Annotated in this window: 14 protein-coding genes; 8 read left to right on the top strand and 6 right to left on the bottom strand. The window is 45.2% G+C overall.

Features of this window, described 5'->3' with window-relative positions:
* The first annotated feature begins 120 nt into the window (after positions 1–120).
* The 5 genes from dsrO to AB8613_RS19595 all read left to right on the top strand — a co-directional run bounded on the left by dsrO (position 121) and on the right by AB8613_RS19595 (position 7359).
* The gene (gene dsrO, locus AB8613_RS19615; RefSeq protein ID WP_146491020.1) at positions 121–957 is read left to right on the top strand and encodes a sulfate reduction electron transfer complex DsrMKJOP subunit DsrO; all 837 of its coding nucleotides are present in this window, start codon (positions 121–123) and stop codon (positions 955–957) included.
* Complete coding sequence (gene nrfD, locus AB8613_RS19610; protein WP_372385697.1) at positions 954–2102, top strand: NrfD/PsrC family molybdoenzyme membrane anchor subunit; 1149 nt, start codon at positions 954–956, stop codon at positions 2100–2102. Before dsrO ends, nrfD begins: the two co-directional genes overlap by 4 nt.
* Before the next feature lie 14 nt (positions 2103–2116).
* Positions 2117–5209, top strand: a complete 3093-nt coding sequence (locus AB8613_RS19605; RefSeq protein WP_372385695.1) for a tetrathionate reductase subunit A — start codon at positions 2117–2119, stop codon at positions 5207–5209.
* 437 nt (positions 5210–5646) lie between these two features.
* Positions 5647–6288, top strand: coding sequence for a cytochrome c (locus AB8613_RS19600; protein WP_146491023.1), 642 nt, complete (start codon positions 5647–5649; stop codon positions 6286–6288).
* A gap of 9 nt (positions 6289–6297) precedes the next feature.
* Positions 6298–7359 carry a c-type cytochrome gene (locus AB8613_RS19595; RefSeq protein ID WP_372385693.1) on the top strand — a complete coding sequence of 354 codons (1062 nt, stop codon included), beginning with the start codon at positions 6298–6300 and terminating at the stop codon, positions 7357–7359.
* Between the two features lie 155 nt (positions 7360–7514).
* Here the strand turns inward: AB8613_RS19595 and AB8613_RS19590 are convergent, their stop codons facing one another.
* A complete protein-coding gene (locus AB8613_RS19590) occupies positions 7515–8444 on the bottom strand; it encodes a LysR family transcriptional regulator (RefSeq protein ID WP_372385692.1) in 930 nt (309 codons plus the stop codon).
* Between the two features lie 26 nt (positions 8445–8470).
* Positions 8471–8911: an Lrp/AsnC family transcriptional regulator gene (locus AB8613_RS19585; protein ID WP_137406201.1), complete on the bottom strand. Its 441-nt coding sequence runs from the start codon at positions 8909–8911 to the stop codon at positions 8471–8473.
* A gap of 141 nt (positions 8912–9052) precedes the next feature.
* On the opposite strand from AB8613_RS19585, the gene AB8613_RS19580 reads away from it, so the two are divergent.
* On the top strand, positions 9053–9637 hold the full coding sequence (locus AB8613_RS19580) for a LysE family translocator (RefSeq protein ID WP_060980635.1): 585 nt from the start codon (positions 9053–9055) through the stop codon (positions 9635–9637).
* Positions 9638–9692: 55 nt separating this feature from the next.
* Here AB8613_RS19580 and AB8613_RS19575 read toward each other — a convergent pair whose 3' ends face one another.
* Positions 9693–10082: a DUF1294 domain-containing protein gene (locus AB8613_RS19575; protein WP_372385690.1), complete on the bottom strand. Its 390-nt coding sequence runs from the start codon at positions 10080–10082 to the stop codon at positions 9693–9695.
* Positions 10083–10685: 603 nt separating this feature from the next.
* Between AB8613_RS19575 and pulA the strand changes: the two genes are divergently transcribed.
* Positions 10686–14327, top strand: a complete 3642-nt coding sequence (gene pulA / locus AB8613_RS19570) for a pullulanase-type alpha-1,6-glucosidase (protein ID WP_372385798.1) — start codon at positions 10686–10688, stop codon at positions 14325–14327.
* Positions 14328–14834: 507 nt separating this feature from the next.
* On the opposite strand, the gene AB8613_RS19565 is transcribed toward pulA, so the two are convergent.
* From AB8613_RS19565 to lamB, 3 genes are all read right to left on the bottom strand, one after another.
* Positions 14835–16072, bottom strand: a protein-coding gene (locus tag AB8613_RS19565) for an IS3 family transposase (RefSeq protein WP_372385689.1) whose coding sequence is annotated in 2 segments (ribosomal slippage) — positions 14835–15700 and positions 15700–16072 — 1239 coding nt in all. Because the reading frame shifts where the segments join, the coding sequence is not laid out codon by codon here.
* Between the two features lie 111 nt (positions 16073–16183).
* The gene (locus AB8613_RS19560) at positions 16184–17011 is read right to left on the bottom strand and encodes a MalM family protein (protein ID WP_372385687.1); all 828 of its coding nucleotides are present in this window, start codon (positions 17009–17011) and stop codon (positions 16184–16186) included.
* A gap of 165 nt (positions 17012–17176) precedes the next feature.
* Positions 17177–18400: a maltoporin LamB gene (gene lamB / locus AB8613_RS19555; protein ID WP_176679227.1), complete on the bottom strand. Its 1224-nt coding sequence runs from the start codon at positions 18398–18400 to the stop codon at positions 17177–17179.
* A 434-nt stretch (positions 18401–18834) separates the two neighbouring features.
* Here lamB and glgX point away from each other — a divergent pair, with 434 nt between their 5' ends.
* A complete protein-coding gene (gene glgX, locus AB8613_RS19550) occupies positions 18835–20808 on the top strand; it encodes a glycogen debranching protein GlgX (RefSeq protein WP_146491031.1) in 1974 nt (657 codons plus the stop codon).
* Positions 20809–20954: the final 146 nt, after the last annotated feature.

Below are 20954 nucleotides of genomic sequence, written 5' to 3'. Positions count from 1 at the left end.
AAAACCACATTTGTTCTAGATCAACTTTGATCTGGGAATGTGGAAATCCACAATACCCCGTGTAGGGTCAAAATCTGACAATGAGCTCAACAGAACCAATACCCATTTATAGGTACCAATATGGACTCATTGAAAAGACGGTTTCTCAGCCAGTTCGGCAAAGTTTCCGCGGGTGCTGCACTCATTCCCATTACCGGAATCAATACCGCAGTCGCAAGCACAGCCATTCGCAATAACAACCAACCTGACCGCAAAGGCGAAATAGGTAAACGCTACGCCATGGCGGTTGATTTACGTAAATGTGTGGGCTGTCAGGCATGTACAGTGGGTTGTAGCGTTGAAAACCAAGCACCAATCGGCCAGTTCAGAACCACCGTAAAACAGTATGAAGTCTCCCTTGATGATGGTTCGACTGCTCAACAAGACGTGAAATCTTTCATGTTGCCTCGCCTCTGTAATCACTGTGACAACGCTCCCTGCATCAAGGTTTGTCCAGTTCAAGCGACCTTCCAACGCGAAGATGGCATCGTGATGGTCGACAATGAACGCTGCGTAGCCTGTGCTTACTGCGTTCAAGCCTGCCCTTACGACGCTCGATTCATCAATAACGACACCCTTACCGCAGACAAATGCACCTTCTGCGCACACCGCCTTGAAGATGGCTTGCTGCCCGCCTGTGTAGAAACCTGTGTTGGTGGTGCGCGTGTCATTGGTGACCTCAAAGACCCAAACAGCGAAATTAACCGCCTGCTCAATGAAAACCAAGACGACATCAAGGTGCTTAAACCAGAGCAGAATACCAACCCACATGTTTTCTATATCGGCATGAACGAGCGATTCGTTAGCCACATTGAAGGGCAACCTGCGATTTATGATCCAGCCGCCATCGATAACTCATCCTCTAGCGAACAAGAATTGGCAATCGCGACACAAAGCAAACAAGGAGAGACAGCATGAATATCACTGAGGTGTTAGTTCCCGCTCAAGAGATCGCTTGGCTACCGTGGGCGGTTCAGTATTTCTTCTACATAGGTTCGGCTTACGCGGCTGCGATTCTGTTTTTGATTGCCCTGATATTTAAAAATTCAACCAGTCATCAATTTCGTGCAGCCCTTGTGCTTGTGATGGCCATCGGCGCAATTGTTGGGCCACTAGCACTAACTGGTGACTTACATCAACCAGGACGTGCTTGGCACTTCTACGCCCACATCACGCCTTGGTCGTGGATGTCTCTAGGTTCTCTGTTTCTACCTTTGTTCTCTGGTCTGGCTGTCGCAACGGCTTGGGTTTACCTGCGTGACGACATCGCACAACTTAAAGAGAGTGAAAACCCGCTTCTAAAACGTTTGTCTTGGCTAACGCTAGGGCAATGGCAGGTTTCAACAAAACTAATGATTGCACTCGCTGCAGTGACGGCAGTTTCGGGCTTAAGCATCGCGCTTTACACAGGCGCAGAGATTGCGATTTTGGCGAGCCGCTCGCTTTGGCATCAACCGGCTTCACCGCTACTTTGGTTCACGACCGCATTCTTTGCTGCAACGGGTTTAACGCTGTTGATTTGGGCTCTGCTGCCTTTAAGCAAACCAAGCTTGAAACCAACAGACCTCGCTCTGGTACAAAGAACCATTACGTTAACGGGCGGTCTTGCCATCATTCTTACGTCGATTTGGGCATCTAACCATGGTCATTTCAATCTTTATGAGAACGACGCTTGGGGCATCAATTTAGGCATCATCACCACCAGCATTTTGTTATGCATGATCTTAGTTCTACCTCTGCAACGTCTATCGCAAAGCAAGCTTGGAGTTATTGCTGTTGCGCTTGCAACCATCGTTTCAGCCTGGGCGGTACGTTGGGTCACCATGATGGAAGTTCAAACCATTCCACGTTTTGATGTGGGTGCATTCCCTTATGAATTGCCAATGGGTAGCGCAGGTTTACTCGGCATTGTCGGTATGTGTGGTCTTTGGTTAGCACTTGCGTTGTTCGCCTCTGAAATCGTGTCTGTTGGATCTACAAGAACAACTGGCTCTGCACCAAAGACAACATCGAAGCCAAACCAAAATACATCGTCACCACTTAACCATTCACATAGCTTGTAGTCTGAGGAATCATCATGGATAACAAACGTCGTCAATTTTTGAAAACAGGCCTTGCTGCCGGTGGTGTTGGAGCTTTTGCTGCAGGTTATGCGACAACCACAAAACACATGGTTCACGGTGCTATCGATGGCACAGCAGGCAAGAAAACCAACCACATCCACCACGGTAATTCGTTAGAGACGGAGTACAGTGTCGATGAGCAAGGTAAGATCTCGCCAAATCCAAACCAACGCGTGGCACCATCAATGTGTTTCGGTTGCTGGACACTGTGTGGCTTGCGTGTACGTATCGATAATCGCAATGACGAGATCTTACGTATCTCAGGTAACCCGTACCACCCGCTATCAAGTGATCAGCAGATCCCGTTCAAAACGCCGGTAAAAGACGCCTACATTGGCTTGTCTGGTGAATCAGGTATCAATAACCGCTCGACAGCCTGCGCCCGTGGTAATGGCATGTTAGAGATTCAAAACAGCCCATACCGAATTACTCAACCGCTTAAACGTGTCGGTAAGCGCGGTGAGGGAAAATGGGAACCCATCAGCTACGAACAGCTTATCTCTGAGATCACCGAAGGTGGTGACTTGTTCGGTGAGGGGGAAGTGGAAGGCTTACGTTCGATTCGCGATATCAAAATACCACTTGATCCGAACAACCCTGAATACGGACCAAAAGCCAACCAACTGCTTGTGACCAATGCGGGTAATGAAGGCCGTGATGACATCTTGAAGCGCTTTGCGTTTAACAGCTACGGCACTCGCAACTTTGGCCACCACGGCTCTTACTGTGGCTACGCGTTCCGCGCAGGTTCAGGCGCGATCATGAATGATTTAGATAAGTTCTCGCACTTAAAACCCGACTTTAATAACGCTGAGTTCATTCTTTTCATCGGTATGTCTCCGGCTCAAGCAGGTAACCCGTTTAAGCGTCAAGCACGACAACTTGCAGAGGCGCGTACTAACGGAAAACTGAGCTACACCATAGTGACGCCAAGCCTTCCTGCAGGATCATCAAGCCTTGCGGCGGGCGATCGCAACAACTGGCTTCCGATCAAACCGGGCACCGATTCAGCATTAGTATTGGGCATGATCCAATGGATCATCGAGAACCAACGTTACAACCATGATTTCTTGTCTCGCCCAAGTGCGCAAGCGATGCAGAAAGCCGGCACCACCCATTGGTGTAATGCATCTCACCTCGTGATCAGCGACGAAGCACACCCACAAAACGGGCGCATGCTTCGTGCATCGGATATTGGTTTGCTAGAAACAGGTGAGCCGATGTCTGACGATGATGGATTCATCGCACTAGATGTGACAACGTCACTATTATCATCGCATATTCAGGTGAATGAAGCGGCTCTGTTCGTCGATCAAGACGTAGAAATTGATGGTCAAACCGTCCGTGTTAAGTCTTCTCTACAACGATTGAAAGAAGAAGCCTTCAAATACGACCTTGCTTACTACAGTGAGCAATGTGAAATCCCACAAGATCAGATTATTACGCTAGCGAAACGTTTCACCAGCTATGGTACAAAAGCAGTGGTGGATACTCACGGTGGCAACATGCACACCAATGGTTTCTACAACTCGTTCTCTATTCTGATGCTGAACGCGCTGATAGGTAACATCAACGCCAAAGGTGGTGCGATGGCAAAAGCGGGCGGCTACCCGACTTCTGTTGCTGGTCCACGTTACGACTTTACCAAGTTCAAAGGTAAAACTAAGCCTCAAGGCGTGTTCTTGTCTCGCAGCAAATTCCCGTATCACAAGACCAACGAATACAAACGCCGTGTTGCAGCTGGTGAATCACCCTACCCAACACGTGCGCCGTGGTACCCAATCTCAGCACCGCTTTTAACCGAGCACTTATCAGCTGCGATTGATGGTTACCCTTACCGCGCAAAAGCGTGGATCAACCACATGGCTAATCCACTTTATGGCGTGCCAGGGTTAGATAACCTGTTGGGTGTAAAGCTTAAAGATCCAAAACAGCTTGGCTTGATCGTCTCTATCGATGCCTTCATCAATGAAACAACAGCATTATCAGATTACCTTGTGCCGGACACGGTTACCTACGAAAGCTGGGGCATGGCAACACCTTGGCATGGCGTTGCGACCAAAGCGATCACCGCTCGTTGGCCGATAGTTGAGCCTAAAACCTCACGCACTCAAGATGGGCGCGCGATCAACCTAGAGAACTTCTTTATTGATGTCGCGAAAACACTTGGCTTAGGTGGCTTTGGCGATAACGTCATTAAAGACAGCCAAGGTAACTGGCACGGCATCCATAGTGCGGAAGATTTCTACCTACGCTCTGCGGCTAATCTAGCGTTCGTTAAAGGCGGAGTGCCGAATGTAGATGCCGAAGATATCGTTTGGTCTGGTCTAGAACGCCTTGTACCTGTGATGAACAAAACGCTCAAGCCAGAAGAGATGCTCAAAGTGGCGTATATCTTCGCACGTGGCGGTCGTTTTGAAGACGCAACCAATGCCTACACCAATGAAACCATGAAGTACAAATGGACCAAACCATTGGCAATCTGGAATGAAAAGCTAGGTACTTCTCGCAACACCATCAGTGGTGAACAGTACATGGGTTGCCCGACATGGTATCCACAGAAACTGGCAGACGGCACACCTTTAGCAGAGCAATTCCCGACCAAAGAGTGGCCATTTACTCTAACCAACTTTAAATCCAACATTCACAGTGCAGTATCTAACTTGTCACCACGTTTGGAGTCGATCAAAGGCGTGAACCCAGTTTACATTCACCCGCAAGACGCCTCTTCTGCTGGTATCAAAACAGGCGACGTATTTGCTATTGAAACACCGAGTTCAACCACACACGCGTTGGCGATGGTGATTGATGGCATCAAACAAGGCACATTAGGCTTTGAACACGGCTTTGGACACAAAGAGCTCGGCGAACGTGCGCACTGGATTGGGGACATGCAGCAACCGGTAAAAATGAAGTCAAACGATGGCGTTAACATCAATGATATTGGTTTAATTGACCCGACGAGAGAAGGCCAAGGCGTCATGCTGGATTGGGTGGTGGGCGCAGCAGCAAGACAAGCGCTTCCCGCTAAGATCTACAAAGTTTAATTTAAACTCCGTAAGATCTCACTTAAGCACTTATCCAACCATGTCCCTACTCATTCGTAACTAGGAACACAACAGAGCAACTTCGTCCTTCGAGGTTGCTCTGTTTTTCGAACGGCAGCCCTACCCCAAGCAATCAGTCAGTCTTCACTACGCCACAATTTTTAGCCAGTCTCCATAAAGTCACTATGCTTATACAATCGGTGCCATAAAAGAGCCTTAACAAGCAGTTACACCGAGGCGAACATGGCAGCTCCCTTGCATTTCGTTAACGGCGATTTGAATCAGCTTTTTGGGACTCACTAAATACCATCATGACGATTAAGGTTATTAATGTGAGATTTACCTCAAGTTCCAAGCGAATTAATGTGGAAATCCACAATAGCGTAAGTGCTCAATTATGCCGAAAATGCGTGCATTACAACCAATAGCGACGCCTCATGATTAAGCTGAATATAAAAACTCAAACTCTCACGCTTTGCATCGCTGCTTTAGGAAGCCTTTCTTTATCCGGTTTTACACAAGCAGCACCTAACCCTATGCCCGAAGCCGCAGAAACCTGTAGCGGGTGCCATCAAGCTGACGGGAAAGGAATGCCTAACATCGCCCCTATGCTTGCTGGGCTGAATGCTGACTACCTAGAACATCAATTGATTCTATTCTCTAGTGGGGAGCGTCAAAGCGCGATTATGAAAGGCATGGCCGATGGCTTGTCTGATCCTGCTATTCGTCGTGAAGTTGCCGAATACTTTGCCTCTCTCCCTTCATACGAATTCACGGACTTAGAACAGCGTGGCTCGCAAGCGGATATCGAGAACCCGTATCGCAAGCTTGTATTTCAAGGCGATTGGGACCGAAACATTCCAGCATGTGCTACCTGCCACGGACCAAGCGGAATGGGCGTAGACAAGTTTCCACGCCTTGCGAGCCAGCATGCCGACTACATTCAATCTCAGCTTAACGCATGGAAAAACGGCACTCGCAAGGGTGATGACTTGAACATGATGGGCAACATCGCAGGCAAATTGACCGACGATGAGATCAAAAACCTGTCTTACTACTTCGCATCTTTTCGATACTAAAGGGCTAGCATGAAAACACTACTTTTAATCACCGCAACCCTTGCCTCTGGACTCGCTTATGCCGATGGTGAATTACCTGATCGTCAAACCGAACTGCCAGCCGTCGAAAAAGTGAAAGACAACAAGTACCTAGTGCCACGCGACTTAGTGGATATCCCAGCAGGAGAATTTGGCGACAAAGTAAAATTAGGTTACTCACTGTTTGTTGACTCGCAACAGATGCGCGGCGAATACGTCGGCAACGAACAAAACTGTGTTAACTGCCACATGCAAGCAGGTATGAAGCCCAATGCAGCGCCACTTTGGGGGGCGTACATGGCCTACCCCGCTTACCGTAAGAAAAACGACAAGGTCAATAACTACGCTGAGCGTATTCAAGGCTGTTTCACCTATTCAATGAACGGAATCGCACCAGCCTTAGACTCAAAAGAACTGGTCGCACTCAGCGCTTACTCCTACTGGTTGGCGATGGGTGGCATCTTAGATAAGAACGGTATGCAAGACACACCCGTCCCTGAGATCAGCGATGCAGAGTTACAAGTCGGTGGTAAAGCAGAAAGCTTCCCTCTTCCTCAAGAGCTGTTAATCAAATACCCAATCGATGACAGAAGCAAATTGGCAGGCCGTGGCTACCCTAGGATCGCCACCCCAGAACAAGAACCTTCTATTGCACGTGGCGAGAAGGTTTACCAAACCAGCTGTCAAACGTGTCATGGTCAAAATGGCGAAGGCATTAAAGGAGCTGATGGTCGCTCTTACTTCCCACCATTATGGGGTGAGAACGCGTTTAACTGGGGCGCAGGAATGCACCGTATAAACACAGCGGCTTATTTCATTTACGAAAACATGCCGCTTGGTAAGAGTCAGCAACTTTCAATTCAAGATGCATGGGATGTGGCAGCTTTTGTGAACAGCCATGAACGCCCACAAGACCCACGATACAAGGGTGATGTTGCCGGCAATGCTAAGCGTTACCACAACCACCAAGGTTACTATGGTAAAGAAGTCGACGGTCATGTACTGGGTTCAAAAGCGTACCCAAGTGGCAAGGAAGCGATTCACAACCACTAGCTTCAATCAAAGGGCACTCTTTGTGGGAAAAGAGACGCTCACGCCAGCTATAGCTGAACTTTACATTGTAAATTAGTGAGCGTTAGAAAAGTAAAAAGAAGCCAGTTCGTGTGACGTTCTGGCTTCTTTTTTGATTTGATATGGCAGAGAACTCGTTAATCTTGCTGCATCTTCTCCCAAATCGTTGGTGACCCAATATAATCTTGCACTGAGGTGATGAACTCTTTTACTAGCTTGGTCTGCTTACGGTGTGGGTAGACGGCGTATATAGCAGTATCCGCTGTTGAGATAGCGTAATCAGGAAGCAGTGTCACTAAGCCCAACTCTTTCATCGATGCGTACAGGTTTGATTGATCAAGAAAGCCATAACCTAAGCCATCTCTCACACAAGACACCATAGTACGAACATCACTCACCTTATAGTTGCCACGAATCGTCAGGTTCTGGAAAGTGTTGCCATGCGGCTCTTCACTGATTCGCAGATGATCCACCGTCATATCACCATTGGTATAAATCACCGCAGGCAGAGACAACAGATCTTGTGGCGTTTTCGGCTTACCATGCTGCTCAACAAAGTCATTCGAGGCGACCAGCATGAAGTTACTATCGGCAATCTTCTTGGCAATTAGATTTGATTCCACCAACTTGCTGAAGCGAAATGCGATATCAAACTGCCCTGCGATAATGTTGGCGATCTTGTCGTCTAATGACAGCACAATCTGAACATCTGGGTACTTTCTCATGAACTGAGTGATGATAGGTTGCAAGTATTGCTGACCAAAATAAATCGGCGACGTAATTCGTAGCACACCTTTAGGTTCAGACTGGTACGAATCAGCAATGCCTTGGATCTGATTGATGGTGTCTTTCAGCACATAGGTTTGCGCGAGAATGTCTTCTCCTGCTGACGTCAAAGAAAACGAACGAGTAGAACGGTTGAGCAGCTGAACACCCAAGTCTTGCTCAAGCTTTTTGATTTGTTTAGAGAGTGAAGAATTGTCCATGTCGTGCAAGGTTGCCGCTTTGGTAAACGACCCTTGTTGAACCACATCTAAGAACAATAACAACTGATTCGTATTAGGCACTATTCCGCTCCTGATATTAAGCTCGATTAACGCTCATCTTTAGGGGTGTCCATCACCACCATGGTTGTGATGGATTGAACCTGAGCGCACTCCCCCAGCACATCGGCATGAAACTTCTTATAGCTCGGCAAGTCTTTAGTCTCGACTCGCAACAAGTACTCATTGGCTCCGGTGATGTTGTGGCACTCGACGACCTCTTTCTCCATAGCAACGTGCTCTTCAAACTCCAATTGAGCAGATTTTTTGTGGCTTGATAAACCGATCGAAACGTAGGCGATAAAACCCACGCCCATTAAGCCGTTATCTAGAACCGCACGATAACCTTGAATGATGCCTTTGCGCTCAAGATCTTGTACACGCCTTAACGTCGCTGAAGCCGACAAACCAATCCGCTCTGAGAGCTCAATGTTGGAGATTCTGCCGTCCAACTTAAGCTCTTGCAATATCCTTTCGTCAAATCTATCCATAAGTACTTATTATTGTGCATTTAGTGATAATAGAGGAAATAAAAGCACATAATTGCCTCACTTTCCACCTACTATGTTTCTCAACACGTGAAAGTCATGACCGGTCAGTCACTTCGTTCATTTTATTGCTGGAGAACCATTATGCCTTTAGAACAACTTAGCGCACTTGCCTTGTTTGCGTTTGTCTCGACCTTCACGCCGGGTCCAAATAACATCATGCTCATGACATCAGGTGCCAATGTTGGCTTTGCCCGCACCATTCCGCACATGCTTGGCATTGCTCTAGGATTTGCAGCTATGTTGCTATTGGTTGGCTTTGGGTTAATGGGGGTTTTCAACGCCTATCCGGTGACTCACCAAGTATTGAAATACCTGAGCCTTGCTTACTTGGTGTACCTCGCAATTAAAATAGCCAAGAGTGGAAAAGCGAAAAGCACTGAAGCTTATAAACCGATGACCTTCATTGGCGCGGCAAGTTTTCAATGGGTTAACCCAAAAGGTTGGTCAATGGCACTGACAGCCATTTCTGTTTATAGCAGTGGCAGTTCATGGTGGGAGCTTGCGATCATCGCGGCGATATTCACGCTAGCCAACTTACCATCAGTGACATTCTGGACGGCAGCAGGCAAACAGCTACAACACTGGCTAACAACGCCAGTACGCATCAAAAGCTTTAACTACGGTATGGCGGGCTTGCTGTTAGCGTCGACCATTCCGATGCTTTAATCGAATAACTTCTATGTTTTAACGGTTAGTACTCCGGTGCTAACCGTTATTCTCGTTAAAAGTAACCCACCAGATCACTAAGCCAACGACCAAATATCACCTGCCCGCTCGGGGTTAGCGTCCACACAAACACCGCAACATTCATTGCCACTGTCAGCCAATAGATAGATCTGAACGGCTGCTTTTGCGTTTTATGGCGTAGCTTATCTTGAGCAATCAAAGCCCCTAACCAGCCACCAGCAACAGACAAAATGTGCAGGGTTTTCTCAGGCACACGCCAATTGCCATTAATCGCGGCTTGCTTGTCCTTTGCGTACACAAAAAACGTCACGACACCGATAACGAAATACCACACCAACAGCGCTTTAGAACTTCCCGCAAACAACACAGACACCGCCACCAGAACCAGATAAGTGGTAGCGATTTGAATAGATGAAGACAACATCAGCTCCTTTGGGCAACAGCTCACATACTGTAGCTTACGCCCTGTAGATTTTGATAAAAATGGATAACTGGTGGTTTCGCTCACAAGAAACCTACCTTCTCCTTAAATGCACTGTGGAATTTATAGGAATTGCAAATATCTGCAAATGAAACTGACGTAATCTACCTACTTTTTTGCTTCTCCTTGAGTGCAGCTATCGTCCCTAATACATAAAAATTACTAATATTGATATTAAGAACAAATAGAACATGAAAACTTTATTACTCTTGAAAAATAAGAACATTACAAAGTGATATTAATCTCACATTAATAAGGATGAGCTCTCATCCTTATTAACTACGCCTAGCTTCTACGCCCTATATTATTGATATTAAACAAATGAGTGATTGATCCAATTAATTTAACCACAACCAGATACAAAGCGTGATACTGACACTAGGTTTCCTATATTTACTAATTAAAAATAACTTTATACATTGCCATCACAAATAGTTGACCTTAGTTAAAGCTAGGATATTCATCTTCATAAAAAGTGAAATATGGATATCAAACGTGAACAACATAAATATTAATAAGAACATCACTCTACAACGCACCTTCAACATTACAAAAAAGAGAAGCTTCAAACGCTCAACACTAGCCAAAGCGATATTGCCTCTCTTCACTGCCACCCTTATCGCAGGCTGTGGCAGCGATAACGACAGCGACACGGATGCTGGCAACAGTGGCTTATACAAAGCTGGCGAAAACGAAGTCGTTGTTTACTACAAACGTGATGTCGCGGCTGCGAGCACGTCTAGCTCGACCTATGATGGCTGGGGGTTGCACCTTTGGAATGGCGAAGGCTGCACCAGCACTGACTTAATCGCAATGGGTCTTAGTGAAAGCGGTACCAACTGGGACGCACCATATGAATTTGACGGCATCAGCGATACCTACGGTGCCTACTATGTGTTAAAAGTCGATCCTGATGCTTCTGACCCGCATAAATGCATGAACTTCATCTTACACAATGGCGACGAAAAAGCGTTTGGTAGTGCCAATTCGAAAATCGAGTTAACCAAGCTTGGTGATTCGCAAGGTGTATTCGGATTCCATGGCAGCAGCGAATTGTACTACGACCCAATCTCAGAAAGACCAGTCAATATTGATGGCCAAAAAGCACATTGGTTAGACGCGACCACCATTGCTTGGGAAGCCGCTAGCAATGCCGATTCTGTCAAACTCTTCTATGCATTAGATAACAGCATCACGATGAACGACGACAAAGAAATTGTCGGCGGAACTGCAATTGAACTAAGCAAAGACGGGGAGCTATCTTCTGAATTGAAAGAGCGTTTCCGCCACCTTGAAAGCTTACCGGCCCTTGCTATCGACGTTGACGACAACACGTTACGCACCATCTTAAAATCTCAGATAATTTTTGTTGCCTACAATGCTAATGGCGATGTTATCTCTTCAACTGAGGTTCAAAAACCAGGTGTACTTGATGCGGTATTTGCTAGTGAAGATACTGGTAATGCGATGGGTGAAGAACTAGGTGCTATTGTTGAAGGCAGTGCGGCTACCTTCAAGCTTTGGGCACCAACAGCGCAAAATGTAGAACTCGTCCTATACAGCGAAGATCTACAAAGTTCCCAAGTGATCCCAATGACGGAAAGCACTGAGACGGGCATTTGGGCGACTGATGCTGTGTCTAATGCAGTCAACAGTTACTATCGTTACCAAGTGAAGGTTTACCATCCAACCACAGGTAACATTGAAACTCGCCTAGTAACCGACCCTTACTCACTCAGTTTGTCGAAGAACTCTGCATACTCTCAAGTCATCGACCTTAATGATTCAACCTTGAAACCAGCGAACTGGGACGACTACGAACGACCAACCGTAGAGAAAGACGAAGACCACGTACTTTACGAGTCTCACCTTCGTGATTTTAGTTTTAGCGATAAGCTAGGTACAGCGAACCTAAATGGAAAATACCTCGCTCTCACAGAAGCAGATCGTGAGTCGGTCAAACACCTAAAAGAATTGAAAGATGCGGGCTTGACGACGCTACATATCTTACCGGCATTTGATATCGCTACCGTTGATGAAGATGCCGCGAGCCGTGTCGATATTACGGATACGGTCGGTAAACTGTGTGATTTAAAACCTGCTGCCGCTTTGTGTGGTAACGAAGATGAAAACAAAACCATTGAAGATGTACTCGATGGCTATGACCCTTCAACGGGTGACGCCCAAGCATTAATGAATGACCTTCGTATGCTTGATAGCTTCAACTGGGGCTACGACCCATTCCATTACACGGTTCCAGAGGGGAGTTACGCGACAGATCCTAATGGTTCGAAGCGCATTCTAGAATTCCGTCAAATGGTGAAAGCCACGCACGACATGGATCTCAAGCTGATCATGGACGTGGTATACAACCACACCAATGCGTCTGGTGTGAACGATAAGTCGGTACTGGATAAGATTGTCCCTGGGTACTACCACCGTCTTAACGTCAACACTGGCGGCGTAGAAAACTCGACTTGTTGTGACAACACTGCGACCGAAAACCTGATGATGGGTAAATTGATGGTCGACTCTCTTAAGGTGTGGGCTGACGACTATAAAGTGGATGGTTTCCGTTTCGACTTAATGGGCCACCAACCAAAAGACGTGATGGTCGAAGCGCTAGAAGAAGTACGTAAAATTGACCCGAATACTCTGTTCTACGGGGAAGGCTGGGACTTTGGTGAAGTCGCCAACAACGCCCGCTTCGATCAAGCGAACCAAGTAAACATGGCAGGTACAGAGATCGGCACATTCTCAGACCGTTTGCGTGATGCAGTTCGTGGCGGTAGCCCATTTGATGGTGGCGTCGATTCAGAAGGCAACCACCCACTTCGCTTTAACCAAGGCTTTGGTAATGCAGCGATTGCCAACGAAGAAACCAAAGTTGATCAAGATTCGATCAATGGTCGTTTACATAACCAAGACCTTGTTCGTTTGGGTATGGCAGGTAACCTCGCAGAATACGTACTGATTGATTACAAAGGCGATACAAAACTGGGTAAAAACGTTGATTACAACGGTGCTCCAGCTGGTTACACCAAGATGCCTTCAGAGAACATCTCTTACGTTTCAAAACACGATAACCAAACGCTTTGGGATAACAACGCATACAAAATCGCCAATGGTACTAGCTCTGCAGAGCGTGCTCGCATGCAGTCTGTATCGCTCTCTACAGTGATGTTAGGCCAAGGCATACCATTCATCCATATGGGTTCTGAACTGCTACGTTCAAAGTCTATGCAGCGTGATTCTTACGATTCAGGTGACTGGTACAACCGCGTAATGTTTGATGGTACTGATAACAACTGGAACGTTGGATTACCACGTGAAGATAAAGATGGTGCGAACTGGGATCTGATCAAGACTATCATTGCTGACCCAACGGCTAAACCAGACGAAGACGACATTGAACTGACTAAACAGCAATTCCTAGAGCTATTAAAAATCCGTAGCTCAAGTGAACTGTTCCGCTTAGACACTGCAGACGAAGTCATGAAGCGAGTCGACTTCCGTAACGTTGGCGAAGATCAAGTCGAAGGCTTGATTGTCATGTCTATCGATGATGGTGTGTCTGCGGGCGAAGACCTTGACCCTGCAAATGATGCGATTGTCGCGGTTGTAAACTCAACCAATAAATCTCAATCGTTCAAAATCACAGGAGCGACAGGCTTTACACTTCATGACGTTCAACAAAACTCGGCTGATGACACAGTGAAAGGTGCAAGTTTCGCCGCTGAAACCTTCACGGTCCCTGCACTAACAACAGCTGTATTTGTACAAGCTCAAGGCGATGCACAAGGTGTCGGTCTGCCGGTTGATAACTCTGATAAAGATGTGTCTAGCATCCCACCATACGGCCAAACACCGGTTTACGTTCGTGGTGAAATGAATGGCTGGACACCTGTTGATGATTGGGCGATGAGCTTTATTGGCAACGGTGTTTACTCTGTAACAAAGACTTTGGAAGTAAAAGAGTATGGCTTTAAGTTTAGCGGTGCTACTTGGGAGCAACTTGACCTAGGTTGTAATTCAGTTGAACTTGCGAGCGGTTCAATTGACCTTGGTAGCGAAGGAGATTGTAAGTTAAACGTAGCAGAAGCAGGCAGCTACACATTCACTCTAAATGCGATTCATGAATTAGATGACAATGTAGAAAAAGCGGTCGTTTCAGTAACCAAGAATTAAGCCTTAAAGCTTATGATTCTAATAAACAGATAATAAAACCAGCGCAAGCTAGCCTTTTGGGAGACGTCAGTCTCCCTTTTTTGTCCTCAATAAACTCCAATCCAAATGAATCACATCATTCCCTTACCTTCATTAACCAAACCATCAATATTAAGAGGTAACGAACCTCCTGAATTCTTAGCTCTTAGTAGAAAGCATAACAACTCCGCGTGAGCGTCTAATTTAATTGTATGTAAAATTTAGGAAGCGAGCTTAGGTTGGTAAATGAAATGGCGATTCGTCAATAGAGTTCGTATTCAATTGTCTGAGAAGAGTAAATAGGCGAGAATGTTTTAATTAGCAGTTAGTCAATCAACACCACAAATATCCAGAACATCCATTTATTTTAGCCCTTGATTATTGCGTGTAAGTCAGTGGTTATTTAAAACCCAGTGTTCACAGAATATAAATATTACTTTCTTCACTTATTTCAGTGTCTCGTCCTAAAATACGTTGACAGTATTTCTACTAAGCCAACAGCGTCAGCTGTTGGCTTTTTTCATGCACCTCATTTGGAGTTTTCATCCTGAGACTAAGGTGCGGTCTCATGTTGTTATAGGTACTTATAGACTCTTTTACTAGTTGTTTGAGCTCTCTGAGGTTTTTACATTTATCAAGCAAGAACTCTTGTTTCAGTATACCATTTACTCTCTCTGCTAATGCATTTTGGTAGCAATCATAACCGTCTGTCATCGAGGGGATTATGCCGCTACTTTTCAACTTATCTTGATAAACACCTGAGCAATACTGGAGACCACGATCAGAGTGATGGATACACGAACGATGATATTGACGTCCTTTGATAGCCATATCTAGCGCTTTCACAACATCCGTCGACTTCATCTCGTTGCTCAGCTCGTAGCCCATAATTTTCCGACTAAACGCATCCGTTACCAATGAGAGATAGTGAACCCCTTCATCTGAATGGATATAGGTAATGTCACTGACTAACACGCCTTCTGGATTGCATGGTTTGTAGTTCTTTAATAAGTTTGGATGTTTTTTCATCCAATGCTTACTATTTGTCGTCTTTGTAAAGCTACGTTTAGATCTTACCAATAATTGTTCATCACGTAAGTAGTTGAAAAGAGCATCTCGACCTAGCTTGATACCTTGTGCTTGCAACTTTGGTTTAAGCAAAAAGTAGAGTTTTCTAGTACCAACCCGAGGCATATAGCGTCTAATATCCAACACCATTTGTTTGATAGGTTTAAGTTCCAACTGGCGGTGAACAGCTCGTTTTTCTCGTTGATAAACGCTTTGTCTCGTTATCCCGCATAACTTACATACTCGAACTAAACTTATACCTTCCTGTTTTTGAAGGCTTCTTGCTCCTTGGCGAGATACTTTTTTCTGAGGCTAGTTCCGTGTTCAGCATCAAGAATATCAACCACTCTATTTAAAAAGAGGTTCTTTATCTTTTCGTCTTCTAACTCTTTTTCAAGGCGTTTTATTTTTTGTGCTGGTGACTCTTTAGGATTAGTTGATTGGTGCATGGTGTTCATCCTTGGAGTTTGCGCCCAATTCATCTTACCGTGCTTTCGAAGCCAAGTTAAAACAGTTGAGCGGCCTTGGATACCATAAATGGTTTGGGCTTGTTTATATGTCATATCGCCTCTTTCTACAGCGGCGACGACCTGTAATTTAAAGCCTAGTGTGTAATCACGCTGAGTGCGCTTAACGTAGATATTATTTGAAGTAGTCATAATTCGTCCTCAATGTGTAAACACATTTCAGGACGGGACACAGGTAATAAAAAAGGCCCCTAACCTAGGAGCCCTTCTTTTCATGTCATTCAGTATTTACAAACTGTTTGATTACTTTTTATTGACAGCTTTTACAAATACTTCTTGTGCGCCTTCAATACCTAGGGCTTTTGCTTCATCTAATAAGCTAAGAGCTTTAGGAATATTGTCTTCAGTTACAGCCGTTTGAATCGCATTGTGATAGTAGGTTTGCGTTTCAGGTTGAATGGTATCAAGCTTAGCTGCCGCCGCTGGTTTAGCGTTAGAATCACTGCTAGAACCAAACGAGAAGAAACTTACTCTATCAAGAGTCACTTCAATCTTACCTACGTTTGCGTTCGGAACTGGGATATCTTCCATTTCTGGCAAGTAGTTACCGCGGCCTTCAGCATCTAAACGAGCAGGATGAATCACATCAGTAAAACCATCCAGATCTTGCTGCTCAGTATAGATAACTAAATAAACCGATTCAGACGTCGTCGGTGGGTAAAAATCGTTGTCAGCAACTAAGCGATTCCCCAAGTGCAATCTTGGTTTCGCGTATTCGAAACTCTCTTTACCATAACGCTCTAGCTCACGACCATTTTTATCGTAAATGACGGCATTTGGTACAAATGCTGTATCGCCGATCATGCTCGTGATCTTAATAGAATACTCACCACGGTCTGCAGGGAGCTCAATCGCGACCACAGGGTTGTTGATGCCTTGGTAATTTAACACTTGACTATCTGGTGTTACATCGAAAATTGCCGAGCTTGGAAGCTTCATAGGGGCAAATTGAAGACCAGCAATAGAGTTAACTTGTTCAGCCTGTGCCACTTGCACTTGCTCAACTACTTGTGCAGATTGACAACCGGCCAACGCAACACAGCCACTCAACATTAGAGCTTTAAAATACATAACCCTTCCTTCTTGTTATTTTTTTAAGAAATTTACTAACTTTAATTACCACAAAGAGAACTATTCACCTAGGGAACGATCAACTTAATCGTACATTCCTTAAAAAAATAGCCGACACGAGCCGGCTATGAATTAGGACAGTTTAGGATTTGTTACGCTAGGTGTTTACCACCAAGCTTCAGCTTGGATACCGAATACGTATTCTGTATCGTCGCCATTGAATGCTTCTTTGTTTTCAGTATCTAGGATGTAAGAACCGTAAACACGGATTTCAGGACGAGCCCAGAAGCTGTCACCCATAGCCCAAGCTTGAGCTACTGTGAATTTAGCGTTACCGAAATCTTCAGTCGCTAGACCACCTTCAGCAATTCGCTCACCAGCGTTGTAGCCAGCTTCAAATACTGTACGCATAGTGTCGTTCCACTTGTACATTGGACGAACTACAGCAGAGTATTGGTCGATATCGAAAGTCTTGTTTGTGTAGTTACCATCTTTGTCTGCACCACCAATATCGCTACCCGCTAGGTAAGCTAGTTGGTGACCCATTTCCCAAGATTCGCCAAGGTTCATTACACCCCAGTTAATTAGACGGAAACCAGATGCTTCGTTGAATGCTTCAGTACCACGTGCGTAGTAAGAACCAGAACCCCAGAAGTTTGCAGCTTGTACGCCGTAACCGTTAGTACCGTACTGAAGTACTGTTTGGTGGAAACCGTTGCTAGTTCCTTGATGTAAAATTGCAGAAGCTAGTAGGCCGTCGTCAGCAGACTCGCTTGCGTCATCTGAATCAGTTGCGAAGTTGTACGCTAGAGCAAACTCTAGAGAAGCATCTTGCCAAAGACCGATGTTCGCTAGACGAGCATCAAAGATGTAACCAGTTGAATCATCAGTGTCGCCATCTTGAATCAATGCAACAGATAGTTTTTGGTCGCCAATAGAAATGTTTTCAACACCGCCACCAGTACCAGATGTATTTAGGTAGTAGAAGTCAGTGATGTGGATGTCTTTACGTTGGTAGTATGTTTTACCAGCCCAAAGAGTCGCTTCTTGGTCAAAAGATAGAACACCTTTCGCTTTAACTGCGAACTGAGCAACGTTAAAATCAGAATCTTCCCAACCATTTGCGCCAGGAGCACCAGAAGCAATCATTGACTCAACGCGCCACGTTTGCTCACCAGTTTTCAGCTCTTCAGCTAAACCAAACTCAGAATAGTTATCATTTTCGTTACCTAGACGACCAATACCGTTTTTATTTACTGATACATCACCGTTACCGTTACCGCTAATACCAGTACCAGCACGCATGTAACCATTAAAATCTACAGCGAACGCAGAGCCAGCAGCTAATGTAGTTGCCACTGCAGCAGCAATCAAACTTACTTTTTTCATTCTTAACTCCATTAAGGACGATTTATTTTAGGTTTTTATATTTTTGCTCTCTTGCGACAACCAAAGGCAGTAATGGCGGACGTAAGATAGAGAGGTTTAGGGTTGCCCCTGATTCGTTTCAACGGAGTCAATATTAAGAGGGGATGACAAGTTTGACTTCCTCCACCCCTAAGTTAATTAAGGGGGACTAGAGGGGAGTAGAAAATATACAGAACGGTGTTTTAAAGAGGTAGATCACTTAATCTAGGAGGAGTAGACAGCACACAGATCTAATTATTCGATATAAGTGCGATCTACTTCAAATATATAATTTGAACCTAATCGGTAAATTATTTTTTTAACAATAATTATTCTGTGAAGTTGCTTGACCTTACTGTGACAAAGCTTTTTACTTATAGTTCACTGATGTCGATAAACGAACAAGAAATCAAGCAATGACTAGAACGCTCGCTCGCCCTTATCCACTAGGCGCAACGCTAGGAAACACTGGCTGTAACTTCTCAATTTATTCTCCTGACTGTAAATCCCTCTCTCTTGCTCTTTTTGACGAGAACGATGAATTCACCACTTATAAGTTGGAAAATGAATACGCTGATATCAGATATGTTTTTATTGATGGTATAAAAGCGGGGCAAAAATACGGCTTCATTGCTGACACTGACAATGGGCCAATCCTACTTTCAGACCCGTATGCCAAAGCAATCAGCGAACCGCTCGATTACGTCACGCCGTATACCAATGAGAAGAGCTTTGCTATGGCGAAATGTGTTGTTATTGATGACACTTTCGATTGGCAAGGCGTAGAAAAACCACGAATTAGCCGCGAAGAGACCGTTCTTTTTGAAACCCATGTAAAAGGCCTATCTCAACTTCATCCTGAAGTAGCGACCAATACTAAAGGCCGTTACTTAGGGTTAGTTAGCCCTGAAATGCTTGCGTTCTATAAACAGCAAAATATCAATTCTCTACAACTTTTACCTATTGCCGCGTGCATGCATGAACCCCACCTATTGGATATGGGGAAAGTAAACTATTGGGGTTACAACCCATACCTGTTCATGGTGCCAGACCCTCGCTATGCAGAAAAAGACGCTGTTACTGAGCTCAAAACCGCGATTCGTGAGCTGCACCGCAATGGTATCGAGGTCATCCTTGACGTCGTATACAACCACACAGCTGAAGGTGGTGAAGGTGGTACAACGTTCAATCTAAAAGCGCTGGATAGCAACTCCTACATCAAACATGGCTGTCATTATGCGAACTTCACAGGCTGCGGTAATACGGTCGATCTAACCCATCAACCTGCACTCAACTTAGTAATGGATACGCTTCGTTACTGGGTAAGTGAATTCCAAGTCGATGGCTTCCGTTTTGATTTAGCAGCTACGCTGGGGCGAGAAGGCGATAACTACAATCCAGAGGCCGCTTTTTTCAAAGCCGTTGCTCAAGATCCTGTACTTAAAGAAACTAAGCTCATCGCTGAACCTTGGGACATCGGCCCGAATGGCTACCAAGTTGGTAATTTCCCGTTAGGTTGGAATGAGTGTAACGACAAGCTCAGAGACATCACTCGTAGCTTCTGGCGCGGTGACCAAGGATACCTTAAAGAGTTTGCGACTCGTTTAATGGGCTCTCGCGATATCTACAGTGCGGCGCACTGGCCTTACAAACTCACCGTAAACTACATCACTTACCATGATGGTTTCACTATGCAAGACCTTGTTTCTTACAAGCACAAACACAACGAAGAGAATGGTGAAAACAACCGCGATGGACACGGTGACAACCGCTCTGAGAACTATGGTGTTGAAGGCGAAACCGAAAACCTGCTAGTTATCGCCACGCGTGAGAAGCAGAAACGTAACTTCATGGCGAGCTTGCTGTTTGCTTTTGGTATTCCACATATTCTGACGGCAGATGTGTTATCTCATACTCAAAAAGGTAACAACAACGCTTACTGCCAAGATGGCGTAACCAGCTGGCTTAACTGGGAAGATTCAGAGCGTAAGAGTTACTTCAAGACTTGGCTGTCTGAGATGATCTCCGCACGTCAGCAATACATGGTGCCATTTATTAAGGCATTCAGTGGCGAAAAGCGTAACTCTAACCGCATCTTCTGGAGCCGTGTCGATGGCACACTCATGGAGCATGATGACTGGAATCGTTTAAGCTCAGTTGCGCTGCATTTAGGCATTGGTAAAAATGGTGACGAGTTGATTTATCTGATCAACCAAACCAACGCACCAGCACGTTTTTCTTTACCTAGTGATCGTGATCAAAACTGGGTGAAGATCTGCGATACTAACCTACGAAATGTAAAACCAGGTCATGCTGAAGGTGAAATGTTATTGTCGCCAACTTCGATGGCGATTTTGCACTATTCACCAGGCAAGACTGAGTTAAGTTAAAAGTTAAGCCAACGTAATAAAACACCGAAAACCATAGAAGCCAGTTATATTTATGACTGGCTTTTTTGTTAGCCTAATATCACAAAACTCATTCATTTATATGGAATCATTTGCATTGATGTGATTACGAAAACTGTTTAGTATGG

Origin of the sequence: Vibrio sp. BS-M-Sm-2 (genome assembly GCF_041504345.1) — a bacterium.
Taxonomy (GTDB): domain Bacteria; phylum Pseudomonadota; class Gammaproteobacteria; order Enterobacterales; family Vibrionaceae; genus Vibrio; species Vibrio satsumensis.
The sequence above is the reverse complement of the archived record's forward strand: the minus strand, read 5'-3'. Positions and strand labels throughout refer to the sequence as shown.

Bases quoted from the DNA above. Each gene is read 5' to 3' on its own strand.
- dsrO (WP_146491020.1), top strand. From the start codon at position 121: ATGGACTCATTGAAAAGACGGTTTCTCAGCCAGTTCGGCAAAGTTTCC.
- nrfD (WP_372385697.1), top strand. From the start codon at position 954: ATGAATATCACTGAGGTGTTAGTTCCCGCTCAAGAGATCGCTTGGCTA.
- AB8613_RS19605 (WP_372385695.1), top strand. From the start codon at position 2,117: ATGGATAACAAACGTCGTCAATTTTTGAAAACAGGCCTTGCTGCCGGT.
- AB8613_RS19600 (WP_146491023.1), top strand. From the start codon at position 5,647: ATGATTAAGCTGAATATAAAAACTCAAACTCTCACGCTTTGCATCGCT.
- AB8613_RS19595 (WP_372385693.1), top strand. From the start codon at position 6,298: ATGAAAACACTACTTTTAATCACCGCAACCCTTGCCTCTGGACTCGCT.
- AB8613_RS19585 (WP_137406201.1), bottom strand. From the start codon at position 8,911: ATGGATAGATTTGACGAAAGGATATTGCAAGAGCTTAAGTTGGACGGC.
- AB8613_RS19580 (WP_060980635.1), top strand. From the start codon at position 9,053: ATGCCTTTAGAACAACTTAGCGCACTTGCCTTGTTTGCGTTTGTCTCG.
- AB8613_RS19575 (WP_372385690.1), bottom strand. From the start codon at position 10,082: ATGTTGTCTTCATCTATTCAAATCGCTACCACTTATCTGGTTCTGGTG.
- AB8613_RS19560 (WP_372385687.1), bottom strand. From the start codon at position 17,011: ATGTATTTTAAAGCTCTAATGTTGAGTGGCTGTGTTGCGTTGGCCGGT.
- lamB (WP_176679227.1), bottom strand. From the start codon at position 18,400: ATGAAAAAAGTAAGTTTGATTGCTGCTGCAGTGGCAACTACATTAGCT.
- glgX (WP_146491031.1), top strand. From the start codon at position 18,835: ATGACTAGAACGCTCGCTCGCCCTTATCCACTAGGCGCAACGCTAGGA.